The sequence below is a fragment of the Bacillus sp. PAMC26543 genome, assembly GCF_014250375.1.
GTDB classification, from domain to species: Bacteria; Bacillota; Bacilli; order Bacillales; family Bacillaceae; genus Bacillus; species Bacillus halotolerans.
This window is the reverse complement of record NZ_CP060193.1, coordinates 2317318-2341028: the sequence shown is the minus strand read 5'-3', so window position 1 is coordinate 2341028 and position 23711 is coordinate 2317318. Positions and strand designations below refer to the sequence as shown.

General features: G+C 46.1%; 2 protein-coding genes (1 of these 2 running past the window's edge). Both read left to right on the top strand.

Annotated features, from left to right (window positions below; translation table 11 throughout):
* Positions 1-9994, top strand: the 3' portion of a protein-coding gene (locus tag H7F27_RS11740) for a non-ribosomal peptide synthetase (protein ID WP_185847947.1). It extends 5162 nt beyond the left edge of the window; 9994 of the gene's 15156 nt are visible here — the last part of the coding sequence; its start codon lies off the left edge, out of view; it ends in the stop codon at positions 9992-9994.
* Positions 9978-23711: a type I polyketide synthase gene (locus H7F27_RS11735; RefSeq protein WP_185847946.1), complete on the top strand. Its 13734-nt coding sequence runs from the start codon at positions 9978-9980 to the stop codon at positions 23709-23711. Before H7F27_RS11740 ends, H7F27_RS11735 begins: the two co-directional genes overlap by 17 nt.

Genomic DNA, 23711 nt, shown 5'->3' with positions numbered 1-23711 from the left:
CAAAGGCATCAGTAAATATATCACTGAACAGCAAATGGCGGATACTGGTTTCTCTTTGACTTTAGCATCAGCGGAAAAGTCAGATCAGCCTATTCACATTCAAAATGTTACTGGTGATCTTCCGGATTATTATGAGGACAGTGTAGCGATTATTGGGATATCGTGTGAATTTCCAGGTGCGAAAAACCATGCTGAGTTTTGGGAGAACCTTAGAGACGGCAAGGAAAGTATTAAATTTTTCAGTACAGAAGAGCTTCGGAGTTTTGGTGTTTCAGAGGAACTGACTGAGAGCTCACGGTATGTCCCGGCTAAATCCTCGATTGAAGGGAAGGACGAGTTTGACCCTAGCTTCTTTCAAATATCACCTAAAGATGCTGAATTTATGGATCCGCAGCTGCGGATGCTCATGACTCACTCCTGGAAAGCGATAGAAGATGCCGGTTACGTGTCCAAACAGATTCCGGAAACGAGTGTTTATATGTCGGCAAGCAATAATTCATATCGCGCGCTCTTGCCAAAAGAAACAACGGAGAGCCTTGAAACGCCGGACGGTTATGTATCGTGGGTGCTTGCACAGAGCGGAACCATTCCGACGATGATTTCTCATAAGCTCGGATTGAAAGGGCCTAGCTATTTCGTTCATGCCAATTGTTCCTCTTCTTTAATCGGATTGCATTCCGCCTATCAAAGCCTGATGTCTGGTGAATCTAATTATGCTTTGGTCGGCGGAGCGACATTGCACACTGAGTCAAATATCGGATATGTGCATCAGTCAGGTTTGAATTTTTCAAGCGATGGGCATATTAAGGCATTTGATGCCTCTGCCGACGGAATGATTGGCGGTGAGGGCGTTGCCGTTGTATTGCTGAAAAAAGCGGCGGATGCCGTAAAAGACGGTGACCACATCTATGCGTTGTTAAGAGGCATAGGTGTAAATAACGATGGAGCTGACAAAGTCGGCTTTTATGCTCCAAGTGTAAAAGGACAGGCGGACGTGATTCAAAAGGTCATGAATCAAACGAATATTCAGCCTGAATCCATCAGCTATGTGGAAGCGCACGGTACAGGTACGAAGCTTGGAGATCCAATCGAGCTGTCAGCGTTGACGGCAGTTTACAGGCAGTATACAAATAAAAAACAATTTTGCGGAATCGGATCGGTCAAATCCAATATCGGACATGCTGATACGGCCGCCGGGCTGGCAGGCTGCATTAAGGTGGTGATGAGCCTTTACCATAATGAGCTTGCTCCTAGCATCAATTATAAGGATCCGAATCTAAATACAGACTTAGCTAATTCTCCTTTTTACGTCGTCGATCAAAAGAAAGCATTGAGTAATGAAATAAAAACGCACAGGGCTGCACTTAGTTCGTTCGGGCTTGGCGGGACAAACACTCATGCGATTTTCGAGCAATACAAAACAGTTTCTGCTGATCAGAAACAAACAGGGGCCTGCATCATTCCGATATCGGCAAAAAATAAAGAGCGGCTGTATGAGTATGTACATGGCATTTTTGTTCATTTGGAAAGAAGAGGGCTTGAAAGCGGCCGTCTGGCTGATTTTGCTTATACCCTTCAGGTCGGGCGAGAAGCAATGGAATATCGGGTTGCCTTTATCGCTGATCATGTGGATGAGTTAAAACAAAGGCTGGCTGATTTTATCAATGGAAATTCACCAATAGAAGGCTGTTATCAAGGAGAGAAGCAGCAAGCCAAGGATGTTTCATGGCTGACAGAGGATGAAGACAGCGCGGAACTGATTGGGAAGTGGATCGCAAAAGGAAAAGTGAACAAGCTGGCGGAGATATGGAGTAAAGGAGCGCATATTGATTGGCTACAGCTTTACAAAGATGTGCGTCCAAACAGAATGAGTTTGCCGACATATCCTTTTGCAAAGGAACGATACTGGGCATCACAGGATGATCACAAGCTTTCGGGAAGAATGTCCGCTAAACAGGCAGGCGTCAGTGCACTGCATCCGCTGCTTCATCAAAATACGTCAGACTTTTCTGAGCAGAGATTCAGTTCAGTTTTTACAGGTGAGGAATTCTTTCTGACAGATCATGTGGTGAGAGGGAAGCCGGTGCTCCCTGGGGTTGCCTACCTTGAAATGGCGCAAATGGCTGTAAACAAGGCGACAGGCAGCACGAACGAACAGGATGTCAGAATCAAATTGAATCACGCCGTTTGGGTTCAGCCTGTAGTGGTTGAGAGTCAGCCGGTTCATGTGCATATCAGTCTCTTTCCAGAAGAGGATGGGAAAATCACATATGACATTTACAGTACCGGAGAAGGGTCAGACTCAGCCATACACAGTCAAGGCAGTGCGGAACTGATAACTGCAGCAGAAAAGCCGGCTTGGGATCTTGGTGAATTACAGCGCCGCTGCAGCCGGAAGGAGCTTTCGCCTCACCAATTTTACGAGGAAGGCAGAAGCAGAGGAATGTTTCATGGTCCGGCATTCCAAGGAATTCAGAAAGTGAATATCGGAAACAGAGAGGTTTTGGCACGATTGCAGCTGCCAGCATCTGTTTCTGACACACAGGAACGTTTTGTGCTGCATCCAAGTATGATGGACTCCGCTGTTCAGGCTGCCACAATCTGTATCATGCAGGAATTTACTGAGCAAAAATTGATTTTGCCGTTTGCGCTTGAAGAACTTGAAGTGATCAAAGGATGTACGTCTGCGATGTGGGCATATGCCCGGTTAAGTGACGGTGATCACGGCGGAGATATGGTGCAGAAAGCGGATATCGATTTGTTTGACGAGACTGGGGACGTATGCGTAAGGATGAAGGGATTTTCAACAAGAGTGTTGGAAGGAGAAGTTCATTCGCCAAAACCTGCAGTTACACATGAGCGGTTAATGCTCGAGCCGATTTGGAATAAGCAGGATGAGGTGATCGCTAAAGAGGTGACATCTTACGGAGAGCATCTCGTTGTCTTCTGTGAAACCGAACGAAAGGTCAGCGACGGCATTGCATCCCGCATGCAGAATGTGCATGTCATTACTCTGAATGAAACTGAGGGGAATATCGCTGAACGTTTTCAAAGCTATACACAGCAGGTTTTTGAACTCATACAAAAGAAGATTCGCTCTAAAGCTAATCTGATCATTCAAGTGATTGTGCCGGGGAAAGGCGAGAAGCAATTGTTTGCGGGAATGTCCGGATTACTCAAAACAGCAGAATTGGAATACAGCAAACTTACAGCTCAGGTCATTGAGGTCGAGAATCCGGAAGAGATCATTGGCCTTCATCAAAAGCTGATAGACGACAGTCAGAGGCCTGATGACAAACAGATCAAATATGAAGCTGGTGACCGCTTTGTCAAAGGCTGGAGTGAAATAGCGCGTCCGGCAGCTGCTGAGCTTCATATGCCATGGAAGGATAATGGCGTTTACCTTATCACAGGTGGAGCGGGGAGCTTAGGTCTTTTGTTTGCAAAAGAAATTGCCAATCGAGCCGTTCATCCGGCCATCATTCTTACGGGACGCTCAGTCTTAAATGAGCATAAGGAGCAGGAGCTTGAGGCTCTCCGAAAGTTGGGTGCAGAGGTTATCTATAAACAGGCTGATGTTGGAGATCAAAAGGCGGTCTCATGGCTCATGGATGAAATCAAAGAGACGTACGGCCATCTCAATGGAATTCTTCACGGTGCAGGCATCATAAAAGATCACTTCATTGTGCACAAAACAAATAAAGAGTTTCAAGAAGTGTTACAGCCAAAAGTGAACGGTTTGTTTTATCTAGATGAATGCAGCAAAGATTGGCAGTTGGACTTTTTCATCTTGTTTTCTTCTGTGTCCGGATGTTTAGGAAACACTGGACAAGCAGACTATGCAGCAGCCAATACATTTATGGATGCATTTGCCGTGTACAGAAACGCGCTTGCCGTGTCTAAGAAGCGGAACGGCACAACCATTTCCTTCAACTGGCCGTTATGGAAAGAGGGCGGTATGCAAGTTGATGCTGAAATTGAAAAGAGTATGTTGAAAAACGCAGGAATGGTCCCGATGCAAAGTGATCACGGCATTAAAGCCCTTTATCAAGGAATCGCTTCAGAAAAGCCGCAAGTATTCGTGATGGAAGGTCAGGTTGCGAAAATGAAGCAAAAATTGCTCTCTTCCGGGTCTAAAATCAAACGGACGGATCATAAAAGCGCAGATAAACATAACAGCCAAACCCGTAAATTGGAACAGTCTTTCATCCAGATGGTCGGAGAGATTTTAAAAGTAAACACTGAAGATATTGATATCAATACAGAACTCAGCGAGTACGGATTCGATTCGGTTACGTTTACTGTATTTACAAACCGGATTAATGAAGTGTACCGATTGGAGTTAGCGCCGACCATTTTCTTCGAATATGGAAGCATACGAAGCCTGGCTGAATATATAATGTCTGAGTATCAGGATGAATGGCTGCATCAAGATGCATCCGTCAGCGGGACTGATGAACCATCCAACTCTTTACCTGCTGCAGACAGCCTGCGAGCTTCATTGAGTCACATGGTCAGCGTCATTTTAAAAGTGAACGTTGATGATATCGATATCAATACAGAGCTGAGTGAGTATGGCTTTGATTCAGTTTCATTTACTGTATTTACGAATCAGATTAACGAAGCATATCAATTGGAATTGACGCCGACCATTTTCTTTGAATATGGAAGGATTCAAAGTTTGGCTGACTATCTGATAGATGAATACAAGGAGGCTTTTGCTGAGGAGAACGTAATATCATCGGTTCCTGAAAAAGATGAAGAAACAGCTCCTGCGGCTACAAGCATGACAAAGAGGAGAAAACAGCGCTTTAAACAGACTGTTATGCCAAAAGAGGAAAGAAACACAAATCAGACTGCCGATTATGAGCCGATCGCCATTGTCGGCATCAGCGGCCGATTCCCTGGAGCCAATGACATAGATGAATTCTGGAGAAATCTTGAGGAAGGCAAAGACAGTATCACGGAAGTCCCGAAAGACCGTTGGGATTGGCGGGAGCATTTTGGAAATCCTGACTCAGAAGCCAATAAGACTGACATCAAATGGGGCGGATTTATTGATGGTGTAGCAGAATTTGATCCGTTGTTTTTTGGGATATCACCCCGTGAAGCCCATTATGTAGATCCTCAACAGAGGCTGTTAATGGAATATGCATGGAAGGTGATAGAAGATGCCGGATGCTCGCCGCAGAGCCTTTCAGGTACAGGGACAGGCATCTTTATCGGCACAGGAAATACAGGATATAAAGATTTATTTAATAAAGAAAATCTCCCGATTGAAGGACATGCCGCAACAGGCCATATGATTCCTTCGGTAGGTCCGAATAGAATGAGTTATTTCTTAAATACCCATGGTCCAAGTGAACCGGTAGAAACGGCTTGTTCAAGCTCGCTAGTTGCGATTCACCGTGCTGTGACTGCAATGCAAAGCGGCGACTGTGAGATGGCAATCGCAGGAGGCGTGAACACGATATTAACCGAGGAGGCGCACATTAGCTACAGCAAAGCTGGCATGCTGAGCAAAGACGGTAGATGTAAAACATTCTCTGCTGATGCGAATGGTTATGTCAGAGGAGAAGGTGTCGGAATGATCATGCTGAAAAAGCTGGCAGATGCTGAGCGCGATGGGAATCATATTTACGGCGTCATTCGGGGTACGGCAGAAAATCACGGAGGAAGAGCCAATACTCTGACATCTCCTAATCCGAAAGCGCAAGCTGATTTGCTGGTGCGTGCATATCGCCGGGCAGGCATAGATCCGAGTACAGTCACATATATCGAAGCGCACGGAACGGGGACTGAATTGGGAGATCCGATAGAAATAAACGGGCTGAAAGCCGCGTTTAAAGAACTGTCTAATAGGGATGAGCACACACAGCCGGAAGTTCCGGATCATCGATGCGGGATCGGCTCAGTTAAAAGCAATATCGGTCATTTGGAGCTGGCAGCGGGTATTTCTGGCCTGATTAAGGTACTGCTGCAGATGAAGCATAAAACCTTGGCCAAAAGCCTGCATTGCGATACGCTCAATCCTTACCTGCAGCTTACTGACAGTCCATTTTACATTGTTCAAGAAAAAGAGGAATGGAAGGCTGTCAAAGACCGGAACGGAAACGAAATCCCGCGCCGGGCAGGAATAAGTTCTTTTGGGATTGGCGGAGTAAACGCCCATATTGTAATTGAAGAATACATTCCAAAAGCAGGTTCCCGACCTGCGCTTACTGAACATCCGAACATTATTGTGCTGTCGGCTAAAAATAAACAAAGGCTAATGGATCGGGCTGCACAATTGCTGGGTGCCATTCGTGACAAAAAGTATACAGATCAAGATCTGCACCGCATCGCCTACACGCTTCAAGTCGGGCGGGAAGAAATGGATGAACGTATGGCTTGTATTGCGGGCACAATGCAGGAGCTTGAAGAAAAGCTGCAAGCGTATGTAGACAGCAAGGAAGGGACTGAAGGGCTCTTCCGCGGACAGGCGAATCGAAACAAAGAAGCGTTAGCCATTTTTTCTGATGATGAGGACTTGGCAATGGCTATTGAGGCTTGGATCAGAAAAAGGAAATACGCCAAGCTTGCGGATTTATGGGTCAAAGGTGTCGCGGTCAATTGGGCTAAACTATATGGTGAGGCAGCCAAACCGCGTCTGATGAGCCTTCCTTCATACCCGTTTGCGAAGGATTACTATTGGCTTCCGGCAGAGGAACGTCTTTCAGAACCGGACAATATAGAGTTCGTTGATCACAGTGAAAAGCGCACCTCATGTGTTTTGACAAAACAATGGAGCGAAAGTCCGATTGCCACAAAAACGCCGGGGACAAGGGCTGTTGCGATTCTCAGCAATGAAGAGACGGCAGACTTGGCAGCTGAAGTATCAAAGCATTTCCCGAAACATCTCATATTAAATGTGAGCCGGATTGACAATGAACAGTTAAGTAATGATTGGAAACAGTTTGACGGCCTTGTGGATTTAATCGGTTGCGGCGGACACGAGGAAGAACAGCTACATTGGATTAGCTGGATTCAAAGGCTGGTTGAAGACGGGCATAAAGAGGGAATCATGCTGCTTTGTGTGACGAAAGGGCTGGAATCATTCCAAAACCCTTCCGTGCAGATGACAGGAGCCTCCCGTGCTGGCTTGTATCGTATGCTTCAAAGCGAATACAGCCATTTGAGATCAAGGCATATGGATGCGGAAGACTCTGTTCATCCTCATATTCTCGCGAAGCAGATCGCTGAGGAGTTTTATTCCGATACTGAGGAGACGGAGGTTTGCTACAGAGAGGGCTTGCGGTACCAGGCTTACTTAAAAGCGCATCCGGTAACCTGGAGAGGAATCGAAGAGCGACAGACCTTCCCGGAAGAACATGTGCTTCTCATTACAGGCGGGACAAGAGGAATCGGACTATTAAGCGCCCGGCATTTTGCGGAACACTATGGAGTGAAAAAGCTGGTTTTGACAGGACGTGAGCAGCTTCCTCCGCGAGAAGAATGGGATCATGCTGAGACATTAAATACCTCTGCGGCGCAGAAAATTCAAGCGGTGCGGGAGCTGGAGGCACAAGGCATACAAGTTCAAACGCTGTCACTCTCTTTGTCTGATGAGACACAAGTACAGCAAGCCTTACATGAAATCAATCAAACAATGGGGCCAATTGGCGGAGTCATTCATTGTGCAGGAATAACGGACATGGATACCTTGGCGTTTATCCGTAAAACAGCTGATGATATACAGCAGGTACTGGAGCCGAAGGTGTCTGGGCTTACAACCCTTTATCGCTATGTAAGTCGTGAGCCACTACAGTTTTTTGTATTATTTTCTTCTGTTTCTGCCATTATTCCGGCACTTTCGGCTGGACAAGCTGATTATGCCATGGCTAACAGCTATATGGATTATTTTGCAGAAGCACATAAGGAAAGTGCGCCAATCTTCAGCATTCAGTGGCCGAATTGGAAAGAAACCGGTATGGGGGAAGTGACAAATCAAGCATATCGAGAAAGCGGCTTGCTGAGCATTACGAATTCAGAGGGCTTGCGTTTTCTGGATCAAATCTTATCTGGGACCTTGCAGCCGGTTGTCCTCCCTGCTATCACGAATCAGGAAAATTGGAAGCCAGACCGGCTGATGGAGCGGCGGATCCGGCAAGAATCTGGATTGAAAGAAGAAGCTTTGCTTGTATCACAACCTGAAAAAATCGGGAAAACCGCAGAGCCGGCTAAACATGAGCTGCTTTTAGATGAAACGCGGACATGGCTTGTTGCTTTGTTTTCTGAAGAGCTGAGAATTGAACGCGAACACCTGGAAATTGATGATTTATTTCAGGATTATGGTGTAGATTCTATTATCTTGGCACAGCTGCTCCAGCGTATTAATCGAAAGTTAGACGCTGCGCTCGATCCATCTATTCTATATGAATATCCAACAATTCAGCGCTTTGCTGATTGGCTTGTAGGATCTTATGCCGAATCCTTGACTGCTCTGTTTGGAGACAAGATAGCGGAAAATGCGGAAGCATCTTCGGCAAATAGAACTGATACAGTCACACCTCACCCTGCGGAGGATCCAGCTTCTGTCAGCCGAAGACAGGTGCCGGTGTCCTCGTCACCGAGTTCTTATGCAGAGGATGATATCGCCGTTGTCGGATTATCTTGCCGCTTTCCGGGGGCGGATACACTGGAATCATATTGGTCGTTATTATCTGAGGGACGCTCGTCAATCGGACCGGTTCCGGCAGAGCGCTGGGGTTATCAGTCACCGTATTATGCCGGAGTCATTGATCACATCAGCCATTTCGATCCTGATTTCTTCCTGCTCCATGAAGAGGATGTAAAGGCGATGGACCCGCAAGCGTTATTGGTATTGGAAGAATGTTTGAAACTTTGGTATCACGCCGGATATACACCAGATGAAATAAAGGGTGAATCCATCGGTGTCTATCTTGGAGGCAGAAGCCAGCACAAGCCTGATGAAGAGAGTCTTCTTCATGCGAAGAATCCTATCGTGACAGTCGGCCAGAATTATGTAGCGGCTAATATTTCACAATTTTTTGATGTCCGCGGCCCGAGTGTTGTGTTAGATACAGCATGTTCATCAGCTTTAGTCGGCATGAACATGGCTATTCAGGCCTTACACAGCGGGGATATGAAAGCTGCTGTAGTGGGCGGTGTCAGCTTGCTTGGTTCAGACGCCTCTCACCGGCTGTTTGAGCAGCGCGGCATTTTAAGTAAGCGTTCATCCTTCCATGTGTTTGATGAGCGTGCTGATGGCGTTGTTTTAGGTGAGGGTGTCGGAATGGTTCTGTTAAAAACGGTAAAACAGGCCATACAAGACGGAGATACCATTTATGCTGTGGTCAAAGCGGCCTCGGTCAATAATGACGGAAGAACCGCAGGGCCTGCAACACCTAATTTGGAGGCGCAAAAGGAAGTCATGAAGGCTGCGCTTGCCAAAAGCGGAAAACAGCCAGAGGACATCAGCTATCTTGAAGCAAACGGATCAGGTTCAATGGTAACCGATCTGCTTGAGCTTAAAGCGATTCAATCCGTGTACCGTTCAGGGAACGCAAATCCTCTTTCGCTCGGATCAATCAAGCCGAATATCGGACATCCGCTTTGTGCTGAAGGAATCGCAAGTTTTATCAAGGTTGTTCTGATGATGAAAGAGCGCAGTGTTGTTCCATTTTTATCAGGTGATAAAGAGATGCCACATTTCGATAAGCAGAAAGCGAATCTCACGTTCAGCCGATCGCTGGAAAAATGGACAGAACCGCTGCCTGCTGCGGCCATTAACTGCTTTGCCGATGGGGGGACAAACGCCCATGTCATTTTAGAGGCGTGGGACGAAGATAAAAAACGTGTGATTAAGCGTAGTCCAATATCGCCTCCTGAATTAAAGAAACGGGTGTTTTCGGCTGGCGCGTCAAAGCCGGAAGAGGAGACCTTAAAAATGGACACAGCAAACATATGGGATTCTTATGAAGTGGAGGTATAACGTGAAAAATATAACGAAGCAACTCACTCTATCGTTAAAAAATCCGTTTATTTATCACCATGTGGTTTACGGACAACATGTTCTTCCGGGTTTGGCTTATATTGATATGATTTACCAGATATTCAGAGAACACGGCTATTCCTTCTCAGAGCTTCAGTTGCGGAACTTATCCATTTACCAGCCGTTGACTGCTAGACAGGATTCGGTAATTATGCTCAATATCGATTGCACGGAGAAAAATGAAGGGCATTGGCAAATATCAGTTAAAGGCTTCGAAAAACGCCGCGATAAAGAAGCGTCAGATGAAAAGCTCTTTATGAAGGCTGATATGCACACCGACGTGCCGGCAGTGTTTGAAGAAACACTGGAGATCAATCACCTCAAAGCAACTCCGGACACGATTGTACAGCTCGATGATGTGTATGAACAGTGCAGACGCCAGGAACTTGTGCATAGCGGATATATGAAAGCGAATGGACATATTTATGAAGAGGAAGACGGTGTGCTCCTTGATCTTTCTCTTGGCTCCGAAGCTATGCTTCATGCAGAAGGCTTTATGTTTCATCCGGCTCTCATCGATGGGAGCGGAGTGGGAGCCAACAATTTGCTTACATCTTTGCTTAAAGGGGAACAGAGGCTGTTTTTGCCTCTGTTCTATGAATCTTTTTCTGCTTCAGCCCTTTTGCAGACGCATTGCATGACAAGAATTAAGCGTTCATCTGTCCGTCAGGAAAAAGAGCTCATTTATGTAACGCTTGAATTTTTTAATGCTTCGGGAGAAAAGGTGGCTGAACTGAAAAACTTCACAAGTAAATTAGTGCGTGAAGCAGAGCTTATTCATGGAGGCCGCAAGGATTTGCCTCAAAGCCAGGAGGCGAGTAAAGATACAGCCGAACTTTCACAGGCTGCAGAAGGAATCAAAGAGGTGTCATCGTCAGCCGAGAGTACGGGGACATACGAGGCAGCTGAACAATTCGTCAGCCAATTAATCGCAGACAAAATTAATAAGGCGGTTGAACAGATTGAAAAGCAGGTCGGCTATTATCAAATGGGACTGAATTCATCCGGTTTGCTTGAAGTGGTAGAAACCATCAGTGACAAAATTGGTGAGAGCCTTTCACCGACTCTCCTGTTTGAGCATACCACGATTGCGGAGCTGTCAGCGTTTCTTGCCCAGGAGTACGGTGAGCATTTTACCTCCTCTCATTCTATTGATCAAAACGAACGAAAGCGTGCCGCTATTCGCACAATTGATCGCGGTACTGCTGAAAGCCGGAAGAGACGTATACATGAGGATTCTGCCCGAACTGCACCTCTGAAGGCAGCAGAAGGAGACATTGCGATTATCGGCATGGCGGGCCGGTACCCGAAGGCAAACAATATTCATGACTTTTGGAACAATCTGAAAGAGGGAATGGATTGCATTAGTGAGATTCCCGAGTCGCGCTGGGATTGGAGGCGCTTTGAAGGAATCACCTCCCCTTCAGGAAAAAGCATTTCTAAGTGGGGCGGATTTATTGATGATCCTGATTGCTTTGATCCTCAATTTTTCAGAATTACGCCGAGAGAAGCGGAGACAATGGATCCTCAGGAGCGGCTGTTTTTAGAAACATGCTGGGAAACGATTGAGGATGCTGGCTACACGCCGAAGACGTTGGCCAAACCTAGAGGACGGAACAAAAGACAGCATGTAGGCGTTTTTGCCGGCGTCATGCACAAGGATTATACATTAGTCGGTGCTGAAGCAGCATCGAAGGAAAATGTGTTCCCTCTCTCTCTCAACTATGCGCAAATTGCCAACAGAGTGTCCTATTTTTGCAATTTCCACGGTCCGAGTATGGCGGTTGATACGGTATGTTCCTCATCTTTAACTGCCGTACATCTGGCGTTGGAAAGCCTTCGTCACGGAGAGTGCGAGGTCGCATTAGCCGGCGGTGTTAACCTTTCTCTGCACCCGAATAAGTATATGACGTACGGTGTTTGGGATATGTTTTCCACTGACGGGCACTGCCGCACGTTTGGCAAGGATGGGGACGGCTATGTGCCGGCAGAAGGAATTGGTGCGGTCTTATTAAAGCCTTTACGTCAGGCCGAGAAAGATGGAGATCGTATTTATGCAGTAATTAAAGGAAGTGCAGTCAACCATGTAGGAACTGTAAGCGGGATTTCTGTGCCAAGTCCTGTTTCACAAGCTGATCTGATTGAGACATGCTTGGAGAAAACAGGGATTGACCCGCGGACTGTCAGTTATGTGGAAGCGCACGGAACCGGTACATCTTTAGGAGATCCGATCGAATTACAGGGTCTGGTAAAAGCGTTCCGCCAATATACAGAGGATCGTCAGTTCTGTTCAATCGGTTCTGTCAAGTCAAATATCGGGCATGCGGAATCCGCCGCAGGTATCAGCGGTTTAAGCAAAGTCGCCCTTCAGCTTCACCATCAAACCCTCGTGCCTTCTTTGCATTCAGAAGAGCTGAACCCGTACGTTGACTTTGAAAAGTCGCCATTTTATGTGCAGCATAAAACCGAAACTTGGAAGCAGCCTGTTATCAATGAGAATGGTGAGGAAATCATCTATCCGCGCCGGGCAAGCATCAGTTCGTTCGGTGCAACGGGGTCTAATGCCCATATGATTTTAGAAGAATACATTCCTGAAGCAGCGGAGCAGACCGTGTCTGTACCTGACACCACACCGGTGATTATTCCGCTTTCTGCCCGGAATCAAGAACGTCTTCATGTGTATGCGGAACGTCTTCTCGATTTTCTTCATGAGGGTATTGAAATCAGAGATGTGGCTTATACATTGCAGATTGGCCGTGAACCGATGGAAGAGCGGGTTGCTTTTTTAGCAGGCGGGATTCAAGAATTGAGAGGTCAATTAGAAGCATATCTAAAAGGACAGGAAACCATTGAGCATTGCTGGAAGGGCCGAATGACAAAAGAAATCGGTGATATATCACTTTCCGGAGAAACAGTACATAAATGGCTGGAACAAGAAAATCTAAACCTGATCGCTGAAAAATGGGCCGGCGGATCTGCGGTTGATTGGAAGCTCTTATACGGGGGAAACAAACCTAAGCGGATCAGCTTGCCGACATACCCTTTCGCAAAAGTGCGGTATTGGGTGCCGGAGAAAGAGACAGAGATTGACTTGCCAAAACAGAATTTGACCCTAGGCCATGCCATTCATCCTCTCCTGCACGAAAATGTGTCTGACATGTCGGGCGTGCGTTTTCGTTCAGAGTTCACAGGGCGTGAATTTTTCTTAAAGGATCATGTCATTAAAGGTCAGCACATTTTACCCGGTGCAGCCTTGTTAGAAATGGTTCGGGCAGCTGCAGAAAAGGCGGCTGCGAACCAGATGCATGCAGATATTCGTCTTCAGGATATCGTTTGGATTCGCCCTGTTGCTGTCACAGATCTGCAATCAGACATATACGTTCACCTTTATCCGGAAGACAATGGTGATATTTTGTTCGAAATCTGCAGGGAGAGTGACAGCGCGGGGGAGGAACCGGTGATATACGGCCAAGGAAGCGTTGTGCTTTGCCAGACTGAAGAAGCTCCTAAACTGAATATTGAAGAGGTGAAAGCAAGCTGCAGTAGACGCATTCTGCCGCCTGGTGTATGCTATGACGCTTATGCGGAAATGGGAATTGAGTACGGTGACGGCCACAGAGCGATTGATACTATATATGTCGGGGCAAACGAAGCTCTAGCTAAATTGACGTTGCCGTCTGTCGTTTCACATACCCAAGATCATTATGTTTTGCATCCGAGCATGATTGATGCGGCATTTCAAGCTTCTATCGGTCTGAGGCTTGGAACAGAGGATGCCAGTTTGACAGAAAGCCAAGCAATGCTGCCTTTCGCATTGCAGGATATCCAAATTTTCAAAGATTGTGAGACTTCGATGTGGGCCCGCGTGAAATACAGCGAGGACAGTACCGCTGCGGATCGTATTCAGAAGCTTGACATCGATTTGTGTAATGAAGCGGGCCAGGTATGCGTGCGAATGAAAGGTTATTCTGCCAGAACTCTAGAAAACGAGACAGATTTAGCAACTGGCACACTTTTATTTGAGCATATATGGGAAGAAACAGCTGTTTCAGAGAAAAATGAGTTAATGGAATATCAGAGGCATAAAGTTATTGTTTGTGATATGGCAGAAAGGCAAATCGAAAGAATCCGGCACAAGTTTGACTGTACGGTATTAGAAAAAAGCGGGCAGGCAGTTCATGAACGGTTTAAAGCGTATGCTTTACAGTTATTCGAAGACATTCAACAGCTGCTAAACTCAAAGCCTGGCGGGAATATGCTCATTCAAGTCGCTGTTCCTGCATTGGATGAACCGCAGCTGCTAAACGGCTTAGCGGGACTTCTCAAAACGGCCCAGCTGGAAAACCCAGCATTCAATGGCCAGCTGATTGAATTTGATTCGGGGATATCTGCAACCGATCTGGCTGAAACATTAGCAGAATGCAGGCAATATCCTCATGATAACCATATCCGATATTGGCAAGGAAAACGGTATGTAAGCAAATGGAAAGAGACAGCAGCTGATCAACCGGGCACCGACATGCCATGGAAGGATAAAGGGGTTTATCTGATTACAGGCGGTGCAGGGGGGCTTGGTTTCCTATTTGCAAATGAAATTGCAAGCAAAACGCGTGAGGCTGTCATGATTCTCACAGGCAGGTATCCTGTCAATGAAAGAAAGCAGTCAGAGCTTCAGAGGTTACAGAAAATGGGCGCGCGTGTTGTTTATAGACAAACCGATATGACTGAAAAAGAAGCTGTTATGGCTTTAACGAAAGAGATTCAAGAGGACTATGGCGGCTTAAATGGCATCATTCATAGCGCTGGCATTATAAAAGATAATTTCATTATTAGAAAAAAGAAAGATGAGATTCAAGATGTGCTCGCTCCAAAGGTCACCGGCCTGATTCATCTTGACGAAGCAACGAAAGATATCCCGCTCGACTTTTTTATCCTTTTTTCTTCAAATGCCGGGACAGTGGGAAGTGCGGGACAGGCGGATTACGCAATGGCAAATGCTTTTATGAATACATTCAGCGAGTACCGGAATGTCCAAGCAGCACAGCACAAGCGCTACGGGAAAACCCTTTCTATGAGCTGGCCGCTGTGGAAAGACGGAGGCATGCATGTTGATGCTGAAACCGAAAGGGTGCTGACGAGAGATACAGGTATGGTCGCCATGGAAGCAGATGACGGAATTCAGGCATTATACCATGGATGGGCCTCAGGAAAATCGCAGCTGATGGTGGCTGCAGGCGTTGTGAGCAAAATCCATTCATTTTTGGATCAAACAGGAAATGGACCATCTCCAAATGGAAAATACAAAAGTGAAATTCAGCATACTGAAAATGCGAGTTCCGTGATGGGAGCCGATGAAGAGATGCTGAGAGAAAAAGCAGAGGATTATTTCAAGAGTGTGCTTTCCTCAGTTACAAAGCTGCCTGTCAGCCAGATTGACGCCGAAGCTCCAATGGAGGATTACGGAATCGATTCAATTATGATCATGCATGTTACCGGACAATTAGAAAAAGTATTCGGTTCATTGTCTAAAACCTTGTTCTTTGAATACCTCAATATTCGGTCATTATCACAGTATTTTACTGAAGCACATAGAGAAAAGCTGTTACACATCTTGGGGATTGAATCAGAAACATCTTCTTCAATAGAAGAAAATAGAAAGACAGATTCTGAGACCGAAGGGAAAAAAGAAAGTCCGGTTCGCCGCAGAAAGTCCGGATTCGTCCCCATGCAAAGAAATGGGCAAAAGCAGTCTGCTGAAAAAGAAACGGAAGAGATTGCGATTATCGGAATCTCCGGACGCTATCCGCAAGCAGACAACATCCATGAACTGTGGGAAAACTTGAGGGACGGCCACGACTGTATTACCGAGATTCCTGAAGACCGCTGGGACCACAGTCTCTATTACGATAAAGATAAGGACAAACCAGGAAAAACGTACAGCAAGTGGGGAGGCTTTATTAGGGATGTAGATAAGTTTGATCCGCAATTTTTCCATATCTCTCCTCGTGAAGCGAAATTAATGGATCCGCAGGAGCGTTTATTTTTGCAATGTGTTTACGAAACGATGGAGGATGCCGGATATACAAGAGAGCACCTCGGCCGTAAACAGGATGCTGAACTTGGCGGAAACGTAGGCGTTTACGTCGGTGTCATGTACGAAGAATATCAGCTGTACGGAGCGCAAGAACAAGCGCGGGGCCGGTCTCTGGCTTTACCGGGGAATCCATCCTCTGTAGCAAACCGGGTATCCTATTATTTCGATTTCCATGGACCGAGTATGGCTCTGGATACGATGTGCTCTTCTTCATTGACCGCTATACATTTGGCTTGCCAAAGCTTGCATCGCGGTGAATGTGAGGCAGCTTTTGCAGGGGGAGTCAATGTTTCAATCCACCCCAATAAATATTTGATGCTTGGGCAGAACAAATTTATGTCAAGCAAAGGCAGGTGTGAAAGCTTTGGACAGGGAGGAGACGGCTATGTGCCGGGAGAAGGCGTTGGAGCTGTACTCCTTAAGCCATTGTCCAAAGCGATTGAAGATGGCGATCACATTTATGGAGTCATTAAGGGCACAGCCATTAACCACGGAGGAAAAACAAACGGATACTCAGTTCCTAATCCGAAAGCCCAGGCAGATGTCATTAAAAAGGCGGTTACAGAGGCGCAAATTGACCCGCGGGCTATCAGTTATATCGAAGCGCATGGCACAGGCACTTCACTCGGAGATCCTATTGAAATAACAGGGCTGGCTAAAGTGTTCTCAGAACATACGAAAGACAAACAATTTTGTGCCATAGGCTCAGCCAAATCAAATATCGGGCACTGTGAGAGTGCAGCGGGCATTGCGGGATTAACAAAGGTGTTGCTTCAAATGAAATACAGACAGCTGGCGCCTTCCCTTCATTCAAAAGTGCTGAATCCGAATATTGACTTCTTCAATTCTCCATTCAAAGTCCAGCAAGAGCTTGAAGAATGGAAGAAGCCGATCATTGAAGTAAATGGAAAAGAAATTGAATATCCGCGAGTCGCAGGCCTCTCATCATTTGGCGCCGGAGGGGGTAACGCCCATATTCTAATAGAAGAATATGCTTCCAAATCTGAGCCAGAGCATTCTTCAGCGGGACAGGCGGCTGTTATTGTGCTCTCAGCAAAAAATGAAGAGAGACTTCAAAAACGGGCGGAACGATTGCTGGATGCTCTCCGTGAGGGGCGTTATTCTGAAGCCGATCTGCCTCGTATCGCATATACGCTTCAGGTCGGACGGGAAGCAATGAATGAGCGTTTGGCGTTTGTGGCTGAAAATATGCAGGAGCTTAAAGAAAAACTGAATGATTTTATCTCTGGAAAAGAACACATTGAACACTTATATCGGGGACAAGTGAAGCGAAATAAAGAAACCATGGCAGTTTTTGCGGCTGATGAAGATATGGCGAAGACAATTGAAGCATGGGTTCGCAAAGGAAAATTCGCAAAGTTTTTAGACCTCTGGGTCAAAGGATTAAATATCGATTGGAACATGCTTTATCAAAATGGTAAGCCGCGCCGTATCAGCTTGCCTGCCTATCCTTTTGCAAGAGACCGTTATTGGATAGAAGAAACTGTGGTGAAGACAGTTGAAAAAAGACCAGTGAAGCCGGCTGTTACATCACAGCCAGTCATCCAAGAGCCATTTATTCCGGAAAAAGTCAGCGGTAAGCCTGCCAATATTTCGTTGCAGCCTTTGATGGCAAGCAGTCAGGAAACACAGCAAAGTACATCTGTTCCGCTGCAGCCGGTTAGAAAGCAGCAAACCATAACTGCTGAAGTCTTATGTGATGAACTGACAGCAAGCTTAGCAGACGTGTTATATATGGATCAAAATGAAATCGATCCGGACGAGGCATTCATTGATATCGGCATGGACTCCATTACCGGTCTTGAATGGATAAAAGCAATCAATAAGAAATTTGGTACATCGCTTCTTGTGACCAAGGTTTATGATTATCCGACAATCCGTGATTTTGCCGCTTTCTTAAAAGATGAATTAAGCACACAAGCTGATGGAGAAAATGCAGAAAACCATCCGCAAAAATCAGAGGAGACGTATACACCGATACAACGGGAATCCATCTCATCTAAACCGGATAATATTTCGTTGCAGCCTTTAGGCCATCATGAGCCGGAGCAGCAGAAACCAGTTGAAGACATTCAATATGCAGCTGCGGAAATTTCTGCTTCCAGTCAATATGCTGGAACAATTGAAACACTGAATGATGAATTAAAGGAAAGCATTGCTGAAGTGTTATGCATGGATCCCCAAGAGGTCGATATTGATGACACCTTTATCGATATCGGAATGGACTCCATTACAGGACTAGAATGGATAAAAGCAATCAATAAGCAATATGGCACATCATTTTCAGTTACCAAAGTTTATGATTATCCAACAATTCGTCAGTTTGCATATATGTTAAAAGCCGAGCTTGTCAATCATAGTAATAGAAGTAAAGAAAGAGCGGATGAGCTTTTCCAAGAGAATAAACAGCCAGAAGCACCAGCTAAAGCGAAACCCGCGGAGCGTTCGATTCAGCCCGTTCGGCTGCCAGCGATGAAAGCGCCTGAACAGAAACCAGACCGTTCCCATCAAGGTTACCGCGATGATGCGATAGCCATAGTCGGGATGGCAGGCAGATACCCCGGTGCCAAGGATGTAAGAGAATATTGGGATCATCTGGTCAATGCAAGAAATGCGATTCGTGACATTCCGAAATCACGGTGGGATGTAGACAAATACTATGACCCGGCACTGAATCAAAAGGGGAAAGTCTACTGCAAATCACTGGGGATGCTGGATGATATTGAACATTTTGATCCGCTGTTTTTTAATATTCCGCCGTCAGAAGCTGAACTGATAGACCCGCAGCATCGAATCTTTTTGCAGGAAGGCTATAAAGCATTCGAGGATGCCGGATATAATGCGCAAACGTTAAGCAATAAAAAGTGCGGTGTTTATCTTGGCATTATGAGCAATGAATACGGAGTGATGCTAAATCGGAATCAGGCAAGAGCAAGCGCCACCGGAAACAGCTTTGCGATAGCGGCAGCGCGTATTCCGTATTATCTCAATTTAAAAGGACCGGCGATTCCGATCGATACGGCATGCTCATCCTCACTAGTCGGTACACATTTAGCGCGTCAAGCATTAGTAAACAAAGAAATTGATATGGCGCTGGTGGGAGGAGTCACCTTATACCTGACACCGGAATCTTACATCAGTATGTGTGAAGCCGGCATGCTGTCTCCTGATGGACAATGCAAAGCATTTGATAATGGCGCAAATGGTTTTGTTCCCGGAGAAGGGGCAGGAGCGCTCGTTTTGAAACGGCTGAAAGATGCAGAAGCGGATCGTGATCACATCTATGGTGTTATTATCGGTTCGGGCATTAATCAGGACGGGAAAACAAACGGAATTACGGCACCGAGCGTGAAAAGCCAAATGGATCTGGAACGGGATATATATGAGACATATGGCATACATCCTGAAAGCATTAGCTATGTTGAAATGCACGGCACCGGAACAAAACAAGGAGATCCAATAGAATTAGAGGCGCTGTCAACCGTCTTTAAAGAGAAAACAGACAAAAAGCAATTTTGTGCGATCGGTTCAGTGAAAAGCAACATTGGCCATACATCAGCGGCAGCGGGTGTTGCCGGTGTTCAAAAAGTGCTGATGTGCATGAAACATAAAACGCTGGTGCCTACGTTGAACTTCTCTGAACCTAATGAGCATTTTCAATTTGAAGAATCGCCTTTGTATGTAAACACTGAGCTTAAGCATTGGGAAACGGCTGATAGAAAACCGCGGCGGGCCTGTGTGAGTTCTTTTGGATATAGCGGAACGAACGCCCACCTCGTGATTGAAGAATATCAGTCTGATAGAAACAATGATCCATTGCCAGATCGCCATCATTCAAAGCTATTTGTGCTCTCAGCGAAAAAGAGGCAGCAATTGAAGGCTTATGCCCAATTGATGAGAGACTTCGCAGATTCTAATAAAGATATCAATCTGGATGATATGGCATATACCCTTCAGACTGGCCGGGAACCAATGGACTACCGAATGGCATTTTTGGCTGATTCGAGAGAAATGCTTATCAAAACGTTAGAAGACTATATTGCAGATATTCCGAATACGGAAATCTATGACGCGCATGTCAAAACGAAGAAAAGTGAAATGAAAGTGTTTGAAACAGATAATGACGCCAAAATCCTGCTGGAAACGTGGATTGAGAAAAAAAGGCTGGAGAAGCTAGCAGAATTATGGGTAAAAGGATTGCGAATAAACTGGAACAAGCTTTATGGCGATCACGTGCCTCGCCGAATCAGTCTGCCTGCTTATCCGTTTGCAGAAGAATACTATTGGCTCCCAATTGAAGATGCTGCAGAAAAAGACAGCCGTTCGGCATTGCCATCTGCTGTACGGCCTACGAAACAGAGCTTGTTACAAAAACAATGGCAGGATTGCCCGATTACATCAGCAGAACGTATGAGCCAAACGGTTGCCATATTGGCAAACGCAGAAACAAGGTCATTGGCTGAAGAGCTTTCCCTGTATTTCTCGAGCTATCGCATCATTGACAGCCAAGAGCTTGAGTATCTGTCAGACGCCGACTGGGAAAATGTCGGCGGAGCAGTGGATTTGATCGGATGCGGAATGAGCCATGAGCAATCGATAAACTGGATCAGTTGGCTGCAAAAACTGATTGAGCTTGGCCGTAAACACAAGCAAGAATTGACTGTCTTGTGTGTGACGAAGGGGCTCGAGTCTTTTGAAAATAAAGATGTTAATCTGTCCGGTGCATCCCGGGCTGGTCTATACCGAATGCTCCAAAGTGAATACAGTCACCTTACATCAAGACATATGGACACAGACCATGTAACAGCCGAAAAGGAGCTGGCCAGACAGATTGCAGATGAATTTTATGCTGACAGTACAGACACCGAAGTCTGTTATCGAGACGGACGGCGTTATCGCGCATATTTGGACGAGCGAACAGCAGATGCTGTTAATCAAAAAGAATTATCGTTTCCGTCAGATCAGGTGCTGTTGATTACAGGGGGGACAAGAGGGCTTGGAATGGTGTGTGCGCGTCATTTTGTGCAAACATACGGGGTGAAACGATTGGTTCTCACCGGCCGTGAAGTCATGCCCCCGCGTGAACAGTGGGAGTTTCTTAAAGCGAAAAACACGCCGCTTGCTCAGAAATTGAAAGCCATGCAAGAGTTGGAAGAAATGGGTGCTCAAGTACAAGTGCAGTCTCTTCAGCTATCCGATCCGCTTGCTGTCAAACAAAGCATCGAGACGATTCAGCAAACGATGGGAGCGATTGGCGGAGTGATTCATTGTGCCGGGGCTGTGAATAAACATAATCCGGCATTTATAAGAAAATCAGCAGAAGAAATTCAAGCCGTGCTGGAGCCGAAAGTCGGAGGGCTTCAAACCTTATTTGACCTGCTCAAAGATGAGCCGCTGCAATTCTTTGTTTTATTTTCATCTGTATCAGCGACCGTCCCTGTGCTTGCGGCCGGACAAGCTGATTATGCAATGGCGAATGCATTTATGGATTATTTTGCAGAATCACATAAAGATAAATATCCGATCGTCAGCATTCAGTGGCCAAATTGGAAGGAGACCGGCTTAGGCGAGGTTCGAAGCAAAGCTTTAGAACAGACCGGACTGTTAGGCTTGAATAACGAGGAGGGATTGCAGCTTCTGGATCAGATTCTTTCTGCAAAACAGCAAGCTGTTGTCCTGCCCGCGATTCACCATACAGATGTATGGCAGCCGGGTAAGCTCATGCAGCACTCACTGACGGATAAGGCTTTCCAACGTGCTGAGACAAGAGAACAAGACAGCGCTCAGAGCTTGTTCCATGGAACAGTAGAATGGCTTGTGACTATTTTTTCTGACGAGCTGAAGATAGGCGCCGAAGACCTTGAAACTGATGAGCCTTTTCAAGAATACGGAGTAGATTCGATTATTTTGGCGCAGCTATTACAGCAGATTAATCAAAAGTTAAAAGGAGATATCGATCCATCTATTTTATTTGAATACCCCACAATAGAATCTTTTGCAAAGTGGCTGATTTCTGAATATAAATCTGCCTTACCAGATGCTGTACATCCAGCTGACTCAAAAGAACATGTGCCTGATGCGGCATCATTGCCGCCCGATCAGGCTTCCGCGGCGAAACAGCAAATGCAAAAGGCAAGCGATATAAAACCGGCAGTTCATGCAGAAGACATCGCGATCGTTGGCCTGACATGCCGATTTCCCGGAGCGGAAACGCTGGAGGCATACTGGGATTTAATACGTGACGGTCGATCAGAGATCAAACCTGTGCCGCATGAACGCTTTGGCAATTCAAGCTCGTATTATGCCGGGGTAATCGAGGACCTGAACCGATTTGATCCTGATTTCTTCCTGATGTCCGATGATGATGTCAGAGCAATGGACCCGCAGGCTTTGGCAGTATTGGAAGAAAGTCTGAAGCTGATGTATCACGCCGGGTACACCGAAAAGGAAATGAAAGGCATGCGGGCTGGTGTCTATATAGGAGGTCGCAGTCAGCACAAGCCTGATCAATCCAGTCTTTCAAAAGCGAGAAATCCGATTGTGGCTGGAGGACAAAACTATTTAGCCGCTAATATTTCACAATTTTTTGATTTGCGAGGACCGAGTATTGTTCTGGATACAGCTTGTTCCTCTGCATTGGTCGGCATGAATATGGCCATTCAGGCTTTACGAAGCGGAGATATCGAGGCAGCGGTTGTCGGCGGTGTCAGTTTGCTCGATACAGATGCACATCGAATGTTTCAGGAGCGCGGACTTTTAAGTGACAAGCCGTCTTTCCATGTATTTGACAAGCGAGCAGAAGGCGTCGTTTTAGGAGAAGGCGTGGGAATGGTTTTAGTCAAAACGGTCAGCCAAGCACTTGAAGACGGAGATTCCATTTATGCTGTCATTAAAGCCGCAGCTGTAAACAATGACGGAAGAACGGCAGGCCCGTCCGCACCGAATCTTGAGGCGCAAAAGGACGTGATGCTGTCGGCGCTTGAGAAAAGCGGTAAAAAGCCTGAAGAAATCAGTTATCTCGAAGCAAATGGATCTGGTTCAATTGTGACAGACTTGCTTGAGCTTAAGGCGATTCAAGCGATTTACCGTTCCCGCTGCAATGCTCCATTAGGACTGGGGTCGGTTAAGCCTAACATCGGCCACCCTTTATGCGCAGAAGGGATAGCAAGCCTGATTAAGGTCGCTTTGATGCTGAAACATAGACAATTGGTTCCGTTCCTGTCAGGTGATGAGAAAATGACGCATTTTAATATTGAGGAAACGGATTTGTATTTTTGTAAAACACAAGCCGAGTGGAAAGAGAAAACGCCGGCTGCAGCAATCAATTGTTTTGCTGATGGAGGAACGAATGCCCACTTGATTATAGAAGCTTGGGATGACTCGGCTGATCGGCCGATCAGAAGAAAGCCTTTGCCGCTGCCGGCACTGCATCGGCGGCCCGTTTTAACAGAGAATCGAGCCCTATCAGCTCAAACTGAGCGGGGTCAAGGGTTTTCAGACAAGGGTGCTCCTAAAGAAATGTTTTGGAAAACTTTCAAATAA

What these genes read in the sequence shown, in the direction of transcription:
- H7F27_RS11735 (WP_185847946.1), top strand. Translation starts at nt 9,978, where the DNA reads ATGAAGTGGAGGTATAACGTGAAAAATATAACGAAGCAACTCACTCTA.